Origin of the sequence: Mucilaginibacter sp. (assembly GCF_025362475.1) — a bacterium.
GTDB lineage: Bacteria > Bacteroidota > Bacteroidia > Sphingobacteriales > Sphingobacteriaceae > Mucilaginibacter.
The window spans coordinates 15,496-29,443 of sequence record NZ_JANYGH010000063.1 but is presented as its reverse complement, the minus strand read 5'-3'; the positions used below and the strand labels follow the sequence as shown (position 1 = coordinate 29,443).

At 38.2% G+C, this 13,948-nt stretch carries 14 protein-coding genes; all 14 read left to right on the top strand.

The features are described 5' to 3' along the window. Nucleotides 1-2 precede the first annotated feature (2 nt). The 14 genes from Q0R88_RS21520 to Q0R88_RS21455 are packed head-to-tail and all read left to right on the top strand — an operon-like array spanning nucleotide 3 to nucleotide 13,948. On the top strand, nucleotides 3-935 hold the full coding sequence (locus Q0R88_RS21520) for a glycosyltransferase family 2 protein (protein ID WP_295720278.1): 933 nt from the start codon (nucleotides 3-5) through the stop codon (nucleotides 933-935). A 40-nt stretch (nucleotides 936-975) separates the two neighbouring features. Beyond that, nucleotides 976-1,815 carry an alpha-1,2-fucosyltransferase gene (locus Q0R88_RS21515; protein ID WP_295720275.1) on the top strand — a complete coding sequence of 280 codons (840 nt, stop codon included), beginning with the start codon at nucleotides 976-978 and terminating at the stop codon, nucleotides 1,813-1,815. Nucleotides 1,816-1,874: 59 nt separating this feature from the next. Then, nucleotides 1,875-2,807 (top strand): glycosyltransferase family 2 protein, encoded by a 933-nt coding sequence (locus Q0R88_RS21510; protein ID WP_295720273.1) that lies wholly within the window; start codon nucleotides 1,875-1,877, stop codon nucleotides 2,805-2,807. Beyond that, nucleotides 2,785-4,035 carry an acyltransferase gene (locus Q0R88_RS21505; protein ID WP_295720270.1) on the top strand — a complete coding sequence of 417 codons (1,251 nt, stop codon included), beginning with the start codon at nucleotides 2,785-2,787 and terminating at the stop codon, nucleotides 4,033-4,035. The genes Q0R88_RS21510 and Q0R88_RS21505 overlap by 23 nt, the downstream gene beginning before the upstream one ends. 37 nt (nucleotides 4,036-4,072) lie before the next feature. Beyond that, the gene (locus tag Q0R88_RS21500; RefSeq protein ID WP_295720268.1) at nucleotides 4,073-5,191 is read left to right on the top strand and encodes a glycosyltransferase family 61 protein; all 1,119 of its coding nucleotides are present in this window, start codon (nucleotides 4,073-4,075) and stop codon (nucleotides 5,189-5,191) included. After that, nucleotides 5,185-5,721: an acyltransferase gene (locus tag Q0R88_RS21495; RefSeq protein ID WP_295720265.1), complete on the top strand. Its 537-nt coding sequence runs from the start codon at nucleotides 5,185-5,187 to the stop codon at nucleotides 5,719-5,721. The genes Q0R88_RS21500 and Q0R88_RS21495 overlap by 7 nt, the downstream gene beginning before the upstream one ends. Continuing rightward, the gene (locus tag Q0R88_RS21490; protein WP_295720263.1) at nucleotides 5,714-6,643 is read left to right on the top strand and encodes a glycosyltransferase; all 930 of its coding nucleotides are present in this window, start codon (nucleotides 5,714-5,716) and stop codon (nucleotides 6,641-6,643) included. The genes Q0R88_RS21495 and Q0R88_RS21490 overlap by 8 nt, the downstream gene beginning before the upstream one ends. Further along, on the top strand, nucleotides 6,630-7,652 hold the full coding sequence (locus Q0R88_RS21485) for an acyltransferase (RefSeq protein ID WP_295720261.1): 1,023 nt from the start codon (nucleotides 6,630-6,632) through the stop codon (nucleotides 7,650-7,652). The genes Q0R88_RS21490 and Q0R88_RS21485 overlap by 14 nt, the downstream gene beginning before the upstream one ends. A 57-nt stretch (nucleotides 7,653-7,709) precedes the next feature. After that, nucleotides 7,710-8,573 carry a hypothetical protein gene (locus tag Q0R88_RS21480; RefSeq protein ID WP_295720258.1) on the top strand — a complete coding sequence of 288 codons (864 nt, stop codon included), beginning with the start codon at nucleotides 7,710-7,712 and terminating at the stop codon, nucleotides 8,571-8,573. After that, nucleotides 8,555-9,514 carry a glycosyltransferase family 2 protein gene (locus Q0R88_RS21475; protein WP_295720256.1) on the top strand — a complete coding sequence of 320 codons (960 nt, stop codon included), beginning with the start codon at nucleotides 8,555-8,557 and terminating at the stop codon, nucleotides 9,512-9,514. The genes Q0R88_RS21480 and Q0R88_RS21475 overlap by 19 nt, the downstream gene beginning before the upstream one ends. A gap of 22 nt (nucleotides 9,515-9,536) precedes the next feature. Further along, a complete protein-coding gene (locus Q0R88_RS21470) occupies nucleotides 9,537-10,562 on the top strand; it encodes a glycosyltransferase family 4 protein (RefSeq protein WP_295720254.1) in 1,026 nt (341 codons plus the stop codon). Beyond that, the gene (locus Q0R88_RS21465) at nucleotides 10,559-11,791 is read left to right on the top strand and encodes a hypothetical protein (protein ID WP_295720252.1); all 1,233 of its coding nucleotides are present in this window, start codon (nucleotides 10,559-10,561) and stop codon (nucleotides 11,789-11,791) included. Before Q0R88_RS21470 ends, Q0R88_RS21465 begins: the two co-directional genes overlap by 4 nt. Beyond that, a complete protein-coding gene (locus Q0R88_RS21460; RefSeq protein ID WP_295720250.1) occupies nucleotides 11,788-13,068 on the top strand; it encodes a glycosyltransferase in 1,281 nt (426 codons plus the stop codon). The genes Q0R88_RS21465 and Q0R88_RS21460 overlap by 4 nt, the downstream gene beginning before the upstream one ends. After that, nucleotides 13,055-13,948 carry an FkbM family methyltransferase gene (locus Q0R88_RS21455; RefSeq protein WP_295720249.1) on the top strand — a complete coding sequence of 298 codons (894 nt, stop codon included), beginning with the start codon at nucleotides 13,055-13,057 and terminating at the stop codon, nucleotides 13,946-13,948. The genes Q0R88_RS21460 and Q0R88_RS21455 overlap by 14 nt, the downstream gene beginning before the upstream one ends.

Genomic DNA, 13,948 nt, shown 5'->3' with positions numbered 1-13,948 from the left:
AATTGAATATTAAACTTCCTGATCTTAAAGCATACAAGTCTCATTTTCAGCAGAAAGGCGTTGACTGGCCTCTGCCAACTGTTGAGTACAGGGAAACTGGTTTGCTAAATCATCTTCCTAAAGCCGATAATAATAACATAGGCTGGCCCTGGACCGAAGAAGTTGATCCCGCGGTTTATGATAAGGCCATAAACTGGCCCAAATTAACCATTGTAACCCCTTCATATAACCAGGATAAATTTATCGAACAAACCATCCGATCAGTATTATTACAAAATTACCCTAACCTGGAGTTTATTGTTATAGATGGAGGCAGCACTGATGGCTCGGCAGAGATCATCAAAAAATATTCGCCATGGATAAGCTATTGGCAAAGCGAAAAAGACAAAGGACAGGGAAACGCTATTAATCAAGGCTTTAGTTTAGCATCCGGCACATATTACGCATGGATAAATAGCGACGATTATTACTTAAATAAAACCTTTTTAAGGGTTATACATGAATTTATTAAAACAAGGGCAAGCTTTGTTTATGGATATGCTTTTGAGTATTTAATTGATAAGCAACAGTTTAGGAACATTACAAAAGTAATTCCATTTATAGATTATTTTATCAGGTTCCCTTCCTTAGTGCAACCATCTTGTTTTTGGAATACGGAAATACATCAGTCTATATGGGAAGACCTGCATTGCTCGCTTGACTATGAACTTTGGCTGCGTATAGTAAAGGGCAATAAAAGAAGTTTAATAAAAGAACCGCTTTCGGTAGCAAACGTACATATGGATGCCAAAACATCCGACCCTAAAATGAAAGACAAATGGCACCAGGACCATTTGCTAATTTGCAGTACTGATGCCCATGGCCCGGTGTTAAACTGGGATAGGCTTGCCATTATTAATCGCCTGCGAATAAAACTATACAATTGGTTTCACTAAACACTTCAATGATATTTATAAACTTCCCTGAAATGAATTTATGGTAGGTATCGTAATCGAATGCAGGTTGGGAAATCAGCTTTTTCAGTATGCGTTTATAAGGGGATTATCAAAAAAGATAAATACCCCCTTTTTTATAAATGATACCATTGAAAAATTTACCGCGGCAGATTACTTTTACCTGGAAGGCTATAACCCGTTAAAAAATTTTATAAACCGGGTTTATTTTAAGTTAAAAAGCGGCAGTATTTCCAAAAGCCTGCAAAGTGTTGCGGTGGATAATTATTCAGATCCTATAATTAGCCAGGCAACCAACGAAATTATATACCGGGGCTACTTCCAGTCGGCACTTTTTTTTGAAAGTATAGCCGGTAATATATCCTCCCACATCAGGATAAAAGAAAAATTTCAACAGCAATTTAGTGCAAAATATAAGGATACTTTTGCCAGCAACAAGATTATTGCCGTGCATGTAAGACGGGGTGATTATTTAAATTTAAACGATTGGTGGCAGCAAAATTTAGGCAGTAATGATTTAACGTTGCCTGCAAATTATTATTTACAAGGTATTGAACAGGTAACCGATCATGAAAATTGCAGAATAATTTTTGTTAGTGATGATATGGAGTTTGCGCGCGCTACATTCGGTCACATCAAAAATGCCGAATTTGCCAGCAATGAAATGATCATTGATTTTCAAATTTTAATGAATGCCGATGCCTGTATTATATCAAACAGTTCATTTTCATGGTGGGCAGCCTATTTAAATCAAAAAGAAAACAAACAAATTATTTGCCCCAGATACTGGCTTGGCTTTAAAATAAAAAAAGAATACCCAGCGAATATTGTTCCGGATAACTGGATACAAGTAACTATATAACGATTGAAAATCAGTTTACCCATCTTTATAATTCTACAAAAAACTCTATTATTTCGATAGTGAAAAAAAGCCTAAAGTTTGCATTATTGGTGCCCTGTTACAACGCCGAAAGCTATATTGACGCATTTCTGGATAACATAGCAAAACTTAATAGGCCTTTTGATGAGGTGCTTTTTTACGATGATGCAAGTACCGATAATACTTACCGGCTCCTTAAACAGAAAGGCTGTCATGTTATTAAAGGTGAAGTAAACCGGGGGCCAGGGTTTGCCCGTAATCAACTTGCCCAAAGCTCACAGTGCGAATGGTTTCATTTTCACGATATTGATGATGGCTTAAACTCCGACTACCTGGTTAAAACCGCCGGGATGGCTGAAAAGAACCAATTTGACGTTGTTTTATGCAATGTTAACTGGTACGATGCCCAAACAAAGGCATTAGCTTTAAGCTGGGAATACTCTAATACCGGGATTAATGAAAACCCGGTTACATATACTATTTCGCATCCAATTGGGGGTATTAACGGTCTTTACCGGAAAAGTAAATTCATACAGACGGGTGGTTTCAACACAGATATCAGGATATGGGAAGATGCGGATCTTCATGTAAAGCTGGCGGCACAAAAAGCCCGGTTTTATATCATCGAGGAGGTGCTATCCTATTCGCTGCGCTACCCCGCTTCTGCAAGTACCGATCAAAGTTTAAGCTGGCTAACCAGGTTAAACCTCCTGCAAAATTATTTTGAAATTTTTACCGATGAAGCCACCAGAATGGAAACCGGGAAACAGGCGCAGGTTGCTGCAGGCAGTTTAATAATATATCGCCAGTTTTCAGCGGCAAAAAAAGCATTCCAGTTAAGCGAATTGTGTAAAGTAAAGGTACCTTACAACAATTCAAGGATCTGGGGATATATTAAATGGGGTACACCCTCATCATTAAGGATCAGTTTACGTTTATTACAATTAAAACTTGCATTCAGAAAAAGCACCTGAGATTAGTAAAACCCATCGTGGTTATGATAAAAAACTGGAAGGTTTAAGAGGCCTTTGCGCTTTTATTGTAGCTGTAAATCATCTTTTCACATTTGATTTTTTTGGCACCTTTAGTTCACCGATATACCCTATTTTTTTCCGACTACAGTTCGCCCATGTGGCTGTTTTAATATTTTTCATCATGTCGGGGTATGTAATGGGCTTAAGTCATATTAATTCCCCGTTCAATAACATCAACATTGCAGATTATCTAAAAAAAAGAATAGTAAGGCTATATCCCATTTATTTAATAGCACTATTTATTTCTGTTGTCTTTGGTTTGCAATTTGCGCCTATACCTCAGGTAATTGGCCACTTGTTTTTTTTACAGGAAGTTTTTGTGCACACCTTAAAAGCCAACCCTGCACTTTGGTCGCTCAGTTATGAAGTTATTTATTACCTGGCATTTATAGCATTATGGGCAGTAAGTAAATATTCCAAGAATCTTTATCTATTATTAGCGGCACTCATCATTGCCGCTATTTTAAGTAGCCCATCATTCAATATCGTTAAATCGCTATTAATTGGATGGATCTTTTGGCTCTCCGGCTTATACATTTCACGTTTAATCAATAACAATAAAAACACCATCAAAGCCCCGCTTATAAGCTATTTTCTCTTCCTTTTGGCTACGATAAACCTGCAATCGGGAGCGTTGATTATGAAACTGTTGCATATCTCGTTTAATAATCACAATCAGATTCTTTTAAATGATCTTTCATATTTACCTATATGCACGGTTATCATATCAGAAATTACCGGTAAGTATTTTAAGTACACCACCTGGATCAAATTATTGGCATGCTTTATACCCGCTTTCAGCGTGTTTGCGCTCCTTTACTTTAAACATAATATTTTTTCCAATATGGATTGGGTGTACGGAGTAGCCTGTTTCTGTTTAGGAATAGTTTTCTTAATTTTAAAAAGCAGTATTTACAGCTTCGAAAAAATGAATTTTATGGGTAAAATATCCTATGCAGTTTATGTTTTTCACTTCCCTATTGGCTTCTTTCTTAATATGTATTTAAGTAAATATCTATCTGGGCCTACTTTTTTGATAACGGGAATAGTGTGTTGGGTGATATTAACTTGCGGAATATCTTATGCAACAGAAATAGTACTTCAGCCATATATCAAAAAATACTTTTTTAAAAAAACACCGGCTTCGCAAGTCGCGGTAATACATTAAAATTTTGCTAAAAAATTATCTAAAAAAAATATTGATCATGTTTTTTACCAATAATCCTTACAGGATAAAAAGGTTTGAAGATGTGTATAATGATCCCGTTGGCGAGTCAATAGATAAACCTGAAACACTTTCGGTAACACTAAAATGCGAACAGGGCGAAACCATAAATTACGCACCACCATTAATAAGTAATCAACAGGAAACAAGCCACAGGCTAATAGGTAAAAAATCAAGATTCAGGTATGGCGGAATCTTTAAATCGCCCGACAGGTATTTATACAGCGTTTCAAACGCATGTATCATAGGGCAGTCAGGATTAATATATGATCCCGAAAAAAGAAGCTTTATTGATGAATCAACAAAAGAGTGGGTTATCAATCTTAAACAATCACCGTACGTAAATGCGCTGAATTTACCTCCTAAAACCTATTTAAAGGGTACAACCCTATCATTTCTTACCATAGGCGCCGATGGAGGTTTTTATCATTTCCTGTTCGAATCAATTACGAAGACAGGAATGTATAGATCCATCCTAAACCAGGCCGACCACATTCTGTTCAACGGACCATCTACCAATTGGAAACTCAAATGGATAGATAGAGCTAATATAGATAGATCCAAAATTATATGGATGGATAGCATGGCACATTATGATTGTGAACAATTAATATTCACTAACAGGCTTGTTGGCGACCAGCAGCTTAATAACTGGGCTGTAAATACTTTAAAAGAAACATTTGGCATTGATACTGCGAAAGTTAAGCAAACACGTCCCCAAAAATTGATATGGATAAGCCGCAAAAAAGTTTATGCCAGGGAAGTTGATTGGGAAAATGAAATATTAGCACTGTTCCCGGATATAGAAAGTGTTGAGCTCTCGGATATTGATGCTGATGACACCATTGTTAAATTGCAGGCTGCAACACACGTTATAGCGCCCCATGGTGCCGGCCTAAGTAATATATATTTATGTGCGCCGGGCACCAAAATTTTAGAGTTGTTTCCAAATGGCGCATTCTTTCAGCCGTGTTATAGCAGGCTTTCAAATATTTGCAACCTTGAACACCAGGTTATGTACCTTGATTTTAAAGACAAAGAAAATGCAGAAACAGGGCTAAAAGTTTTCTCAGATGTACTTACAAAATTTATATGTTAAAAGCTATCTCTTTTATTTATGTTAATTTATTGAGGTCTTTCGGCATAAGTATTAAACAAAATGTAAAGATCTGGCCATTGGTTTATATTGCTAAAGGGTTTGCAAATGGCCATAAAGGTAAAATCACTGTTAATAATCACTGTGAGTTATCACAGGGCACTGTTTTAAAAGCCTACGGTGGCGAAATAACGATAGGCCAAAACACATTTTTAGGTGAGTACTGTATTATTTATGGACATGGAGGGGTAACAATTGGCGATAATACTTTAATAGCCATGCAAACTTGTATCATCAGCTCAAACCATAACATAGCAAATAAAAACACTTTGATCCGGTCGCAGGGCGATGTTTTATTGCCGATTAAAATAGGCAGCGATGTGTGGATAGGTGCAGGAGTAAAAATTTTAGGAGGTGTAACAATTGGTGATGGATGCATTGTAGGCGCGGGAGCGGTGGTAACTAAAAACTTACCTCCTTATGCAATTGCAATAGGGGTACCTGCTCAAATAACAGGCTATCGTAATGACTGAATTTCTATCAGTAATACTGCCTACCTATAACCCGCACGCTTCGCGTCTGCTCCAAACCATTTCTGGATTAAAAGTTCAAACATTACCTTTTGCAAGTTGGGAGTTAATTATTGTCGACAATAATTCGGCGCCTGCTGTTAATATCGACCTGAGCTGGCACCCCAACCATAAAATAGTGAAGGAAGCAAAACCAGGACTTACACATGCCAGGTTAAAAGGGTTTGAGCAAGCTTCGGGTGCTATTATTGTTATGGTTGATGATGATAACGTATTAGATAAAGACTATCTTAAAAACACTTTGTCGCTATTTGGAAAAAGTAGCACATTGGGTGCCATAGGCGGCAAATCGATGCCTTTGTTTGAATCACCTCCCCCCCTATGGTTAAACGAATTTTATGGCAGCCTGGCACTCCGTGATCTTGGCGACGAGCCAATAATAAGTACTTGGAAAAACGAATATCCTAACAGTGCTCCCATTGGTGCAGGTATGGGCATCAGGATAACGGCGCTTGGTGCATACATCGATAAAATAAAAGCCAGCGGTTCGATCATATCAGACAGGACCGGTAATGAGCTCACTTCTGGTGGAGATAATGATATGGTGATAGAAATTTTAAGATCAGGCTGGCAGGTTGGTTATTTCCCATCCCTGCAACTACACCACATCATTCCAGAACAGCGCATGCAGGTAAATTACCTGGCCCGGTTATTAAATAACACCAACAGATCATGGATACAGGTATTGGAAAAACACCATATAAACCCCTGGAAAAAAGTAAACGGGTTTACTGTTCCGTTCAGAAAAACAAAGGCATGGTTCACCTACAGGGCATGGCAAAGTGCTGCAAATTATATAAAGTGGCAGGGGGCCTGCGGCTTATTTGATGGTTTGGCAACAATTAAAACAAATGCAAAAACATAATCATATGATTGACATGATGCGCTTTTTTGCGGCGTTGATTGTTGTTCTTTTTCATCTTAACCAGGCCGTTCAGCACGTAGACAACTGGTATCGTAACCTGGTGAAGTATGGCTGGCTTGGCGTCCCTATGTTTTTTGTAATAAGCGGGTATTGTATCATCTTATCTGCCTATAATTCGGGTAATGTAAAAGACTTCCTGAGCAGGCGATTTTTCCGCATATTTCCGCCCTATTGGGTAAGTATCATCATTGTGCTGTTTGCGGCGTGCTTTCAAAAATTATATATTGGTTCAAGTGCCGTTCACTACATTCCGCGAAACATAACGGATATCCTTGCTACATTCACACTTACTACTACACCCTTTACCAATATAAACACCATGAATTGGGTGTATTGGACGTTAACCTGCGAGCTATTTTTTTACCTGAGTGTATGCCTTATCTTATTGTTTAGTAAAAACTTTATGGTGTATTTCCTGATAGCCATATCATTATTAGCTGTAGTTTTACCGCCGCAAAAAATAGGGCTTTTATTCTTTTTAGATCAATGGCCCGCTTTCGGACTTGGTGTATGCATTTACTATTTTTTCAAGGGTTCAAACGCAATCTCGAGGCTTTATTTTGCTACTTTATTGTTGATCAATTTGTTCAATTTGTTTCACAGGTTTTATTTCACCGATTACACCATTGCAGCACTCCTTACATTTTGTTTAATTTTTGTAAGCCATTACATAAAGTCATCAGCAAATATATTCAGTAAACTGGGGCAGCATTCCTATTCCGTTTATCTTATCCATGTACCTGTTGGCGTTTATATTATTGGCTTATTTGAAAGTAAATACATCCAGCAAAATGCGTTTCTTAATTTTATTTACGATTTAACCGTGTATGCATTCATCAGCCTTTTGGCATGGTTAATTTATAACCGGGTAGAAAAACCGTCAATAGCTTATGGCCGGGAAATTTCCACCATGTATTTTAACGGCAAACCCCAAAAACATACCGCTTAAGTGATTCAGTCAATTATCAATGTATTATACCGCTATCCCGTAGCCAAGCTTAAAAGAATGTCAAAACTTGGCGGTTACTTTAGCTACAGGCATATGATGCATAATTGTAAGTTGATGGAAAAAGCATCTCAGGATTTACCACCGGTAAACTCTTACGCCGATGGTTTGCCCATATACTTTTTAACAGGTAAAAACTACCTATATCAAACCCTGTTTTGCATCCAGTCATTAAATAAGCATTCTGCAGAAAAATTGAGGTTTGTACTGGTAGATGACGGAAGTTTTAATAAGGAAATTGTCGACCAAATAAATAAACAATTGCCGGGGGCCGATGTGATTACCCAAGCATTGATAACACAAAACCTGGAAAAAGTTTTACCCATAAGTAAATACCCTGTATTGTGGCATAAACGTACCGAATATCCGCACATAAAAAAACTTACAGACATCCATACTATACCCGGCAACGGTTGGAAGCTTGTGCTCGATTCAGATATGTTATTTTGGGATAACCCGGTAGCAATGATCAATTGGCTAAAAAATCCGGATAAACCATTGCACATGGTAGATTGTACAGAATCATATGGCTATTCACCTCCGTTGATGGCACAACTGGTAAAAGGAAAAATACCTTCATTACTAAACGTAGGCGCTATAGGTTTAAACAGTAATGCCATAAACTGGGAAAACCTGGAAAGCTGGATCCCGGTTTTAGAAGAGGCAGCAGGAAAGTCCTATTATTTAGAACAGGCATTATCGGCTATGTTAATAGCCAATACTCCATGTGTTGTTTTATCGGCAGATAAATATATTGTTAATCCCAATGTTGATGTCACAGCAAACGACAAAGGCACTTTACACCATTATGTTGATCTGTCGAAAAAACAGTATTATAACAATGCATGGAAAAAAGTAATTTAATGGATAATACCCCGCTGATTTCTATATGTATACCCGCTTATAATTGTGAGAAATATATTGGAGATACAATAAGTTGCTTTCTTTCCCAAACTTATAAAAACATCGAGATAATTGTTGTAAATGATGGCTCAAATGATGGCACTAAGGCGGTGGTCAACAATATTAAAGATGAACGCGTAGTACTAATAAATGTTGGCAATGGCGGAGCCGCGAAAGCACGTAACATAGCCTATAACAAAGCCAGGGGAGAATATATTGTTTTTTTTGACGCTGATGATTACGTTCAACCCGATTTTATTTGGCACCAATTAAACAGGATCAGGGATAAAAAAGATGTTATAGTTTTATCTGCCTGGGGAAGGTTTTATCATGACGACATCAGTACATTTCAATTAAATAAACTGCCAGATACCGACATGACATTTGAGGAATGGATAAAGCTTTATTGGTATAACTGTACTCCGATGACCAATCCGGGCAGGGCTATTATACCTAAAAGTATTTTAGAACAAGCCGGGCTATGGAATGAGAACCTATCATTAAATGACGATCTCGAATTTTTTACCCGCATATTTTTGTCCGCAGAAAAAATAGTTTTTAATAACGCAGCTATTCTCTATTATCGGTCTGGAATCGAGGGCTTATCCAGTAAAAAAGGATCGGCAGCGTACACATCCCTTTATAAATCAATACTATTGTCTACCGAAATGGTTGTAAAGCGTTACAATAGCAGCCTTATAAAACAAAGTTGCGCTAATTTTTTGCAATGCTTTATATATGATGTATATCCTGATGAGAAGGAATTAATTGGATATGCAGAAAAGAAGATCATTGAATATGGCGGGGCAAATTTCCCCTTTCCATCTGGCGCTTACACCAAATTTTTAGCATCCATACTGGGGTGGAAAATAACCAAGAGTATAAAAAAACTCATTCAATAATGATATCACTATTACTTACCGCATGAAGATAGCTATCATAGTGAATCCATTAATTCCTGTGCCTCCAAAACAATACGGAGGAATCGAGCGCATTGTTTTTATGCTGATACAGGAACTGCAGCAGTATGGCCATGATATTACCCTGTTTGCAAATGAAAACTCCGAAGCAGGCTGTCAACTGGTACCCTACCGCGAGCATGAAAATTATGGCCTTCAGGATATGTTGAAAATAAATCTACTCACTTCAAAAATTGCCTATCAGCACTTTGATCTCGTGCACACTTTTGGGCGCATGAGCAATATAGCATGGCTCATGTTTAGCAAACTGCCCAAAATAGTATCATACCAGCTACCGCCAACAATTTCGCAGGTAATAAAAGCATCAAAAATTGCACGCAAACATTCGCTTTATTTTACGGCATGCAGCAATTATATAGCCCGCCAAATTAATGATCATTGCCACGTTACAACCATATATAATGGGGTTAACATAAATGACTACCAGGTTAACAGCACAGTTGATGCCGATGCCCCGTTTGTTTTTTTAGGAAGGATACAGAAAGAAAAAGGCACAGCTATAGCCATTAAACTGGTAATTGAAACCAACAGCAAGCTGATAATTGCGGGCAATATACCGGTAGAAAAACTACACCAGGAATATTTTTATTCGGAAGTAAAACCGTATATAGATAATGACCAGATCAGGTATATAGGCCCGGTTGATGATCAGCAAAAAAATCAATTGCTCAGAAATGCACAGGCCTTATTGATGCCTGTAACCTGGGATGAGCCCTTTGGAATAGTAATGGCCGAAGCTTTAGCTTGTGGTACACCAGTAATAGGTTACAACAGGGGTGCAATTCCGGAAGTTGTTACCGATGGCATCAATGGCTATGTTTGTAATAACGAGCAGGAATTGCTAAGCGGTATCCACAATATTGGTAAAATAAACAGGTTAAATTGCCGCCGGATAGCCGAAGAAAAATTCAGTGCCGATGTTTTGGCCCGACAGTACGAAAACCTTTATCAGCTGGCACTAAGTAAATGAAGCGGGTTACCTTTATTACCACAGGCCAACCAACAACTAATCCACGCTTAGTTAAGGAAGTAGAAACATTAATTATGTTTGGCTACCAGGTAAAGGTTATATATTGCTTTTATCAGTCATGGGCTCAAAAATTTGATCATGAAATAATTGATAAAAACCCCGGAGTGTATATTTTTTGCGGGGGGAATCCGGTTACTTCAAAACTTAGTTATTACAAAACCCGCATCAGGCAAAAAATCAGTAAATATCTTTCCGGTTTCACAAAACTGGGGCATGTATATGAAAATGCTGTCAGCAGGACACACGCAGAAGCGCTTTCTATCGCAAAAAAAATACAGACTGATATTTATATAGCACATAACCTTGGCGCTTTGCCCACAGCCGTGTTGGCCTCTAAACATTCAAATGCAAAAGTTGGTTATGATGCCGAAGATATGCATTCGGGCTTTGGAGATCCGGAGAGCACAGATAGTCGCCTAAATAAATACATCGAAGAAAAATATTTCGCACATACTGATTATTTTACGGCTGCCAGTCCTTCTATAGCACAGCAATACAAACAGTTATATCCTTATCTTAACCCGGTAGTGATAAACAATGTGTTTGTAAAAAACACTATCCCTTTTACATCAACTTTATTACATAAATCTGTAATAAAGTTATTTTGGCTTTCACAAACCATTGGTATCAACCGTGGAATTGAAGATGTAGTAAACGCCATGCATCTTTTAAACAACAGTAAATTGCTAAACAATAATACTTTGGAGCTGCACCTTTTAGGTAATTTACCCGACGGAGACTTCAAGGTATTTATTGAAAACCAGGCACCTTTAAAAATTCATATTCACCCGCCCGTTTCAACTGTAGAAATTGAAGGTTTTGCCAGTCAGTTTGATATTGGCTTAGCTATGGAAACAGCTTATTGCTTAAATAATGACATTGCTTTAAGCAATAAGATCTTCACCTATATTCAATCCGGTTTGGCCATAATTGCAAGTGATACCAAAGCCCAAAGTATGTTCCTTGAACAATACCCGGGTGTGGCCAAATTATATAAAAAGAATGACGCCATATCCATGGCAAACTGCCTAAAGAAGTATGCCGAAAATCCACAACTTCTTTATGAAACCCGGCGACACAATTACATGCTTGGTCAAAATGAGTTGAATTGGGAAACTGAACGTGAAAAATTTATAGCCATAGTGGATAAAACCCTCCAGGAAAATTGAAACGCCTGCTCATCATTTCTCCTTATTTTCCCCCTGTAAACGCTGCTGATATGCAACGGGTACGCATGAGTCTCCCCTATTTTGCCGGTAATGACTGGGAAGCCGAAGTAGTAATGGTTGATGAAAAATATGCAGATATGGCTATTGATGAGTTGTTGCTACAAAGTGTACCACCTCAAATAAAAATCCATAAGGTAAGTGCTTTAAAAAAACATCTTACTTCCAAATTAGGGTTAGGCAGCATTTCCCTACGTTCCCTGTGGTTCTACAGCCAAAAGGTCAACAAGCTTTTAAAAGCTCAAAAATATGATCTTATCTATTTTTCCACTACGCAGTTTCCGGTTTGCATCCTGGGCGCCTACTGGAAAAAACGTTTTGGGATACCGTATGTAATAGATATGCAGGATCCCTGGTTTTCTGATTATTACCAGGATAAACCCAAAGCTCAAAGGCCGCCCAAATATTGGTTCTCGTATCGCCTCAACAAATACCTGGAGCCAATAGCCATGAAAAATGTAGATGGTTTAATCAGCGTATCTGATGATTACATCATCGACTTGAAAAAAAAATATCCGGAAATAAAAAACATACCTTCTGCAACCATAACATTTGGTGCATTTGATCCTGATATGCAGATAGCCGAAAAAAATGAAAAATTATTTAATAAGCTGCTTAATAAAGGATCAATCAACGTTGTTTACATCGGTCGTGGAGGCGCGGATATGCATAAGGCAATAACGCCTTTATTTAAAGTGCTTAAAAATGGATTACAAAACGAGAATGAAGCCTTAAAATCATTTATGTTCTATTTTATCGGCACAAGTTACGCTCCAAATGGCAAGGGCAATCCAACTATAATGCCACTTGCCAAACAGTTTGGTGTAGACGGCCAGGTAGTTGAAATTACCGATCGGATCAGCTATTATCATACACTGGCTACTTTGCAACAGGCAAACGCGCTTTTTATTCCCGGCTCTGACGATCCTAAATACACGGCTTCAAAAATATATCCATACCTCCTAACTCAAAAACCCATATTGGCCATTTTTAACGCGGCAAGTTCGGCTATAAATATCATGAAGGAATATGGTGTGAACGATGTTTTTGATTACGACACCATAACCGATTCGGATATTAACTTATTCCTGGCAGCATTGCTTAACGGCAATCATCAACAGCCAAAGTATAATGCGGCAATTGTAAATAAATATTCGGCCAGGCAAATGGCCTTTAACCAATGCAAACTTTTTGATAGCGTTATTAGTGGAAAAAATTAAAAGAACGTTTGGCTTTATATATAATCACCCTTTAGGTAAAAGGCACCCGGTTAAGGCACTCATCCGGTTTGTTTGGTGGCAAATTCAAGGCAGCCTTCGTCCATCCAAATTTATTGTAAAACCTTACCTGTCAGGAGTAAAATTTCATGCCCGTAAAGGCTTAACCGGCATCACCGGCAATATTTATACCGGCCTGCATGAGTTTAATGATATGGCCTTTTTACTGCACTTTTTAAGGCCGGCCGATGTTTTTTTTGATATTGGCGCTAACGTGGGTTCTTACACTTTGCTGGCATCCGGAGTATGCCAGGCCAAAACCATCGCCATTGAAGCATCAGCAAATACCGCGGCTATCACCCATAAAAATATCAGCCTAAATAACCTCCAGGATAAGGCCACTTTGATTAATGCCGCAGCAGGAGCCGAAGCCGGTGTACTAACATTTTCAAAAAACGAGGATACTACCAATCATATTATCAGCCCTGATGAAACACAAAATACCGACGTTGAAACAGTAAAGGTGATCACGATTGATTCCATTTCTGTAAATGATAACCCCGCGTTGATAAAAATTGACGTAGAAGGTTTTGAAACCGAAGTGTTGAAAGGGATGCACGATACGTTGAAGCTGGAATCGCTTAAAGCTATTATCATCGAGCTAAATGGCAGTGGCATCCGCTATGGATTTAATGAGGAAGATATCCATCAGCTACTGCTGGCCAATGGATTTAAACCTTACCAATATGATCCCTTCAACAGAAATTTAAATTTGATGCCCTCATTCGGTAGTTATAATACCATTTACTGCCGCGACGCTGATTTTATCAATCACCGGTTAAAAACCGCCAAAGGATTTAATATAATGGGCGAAACCATCTGA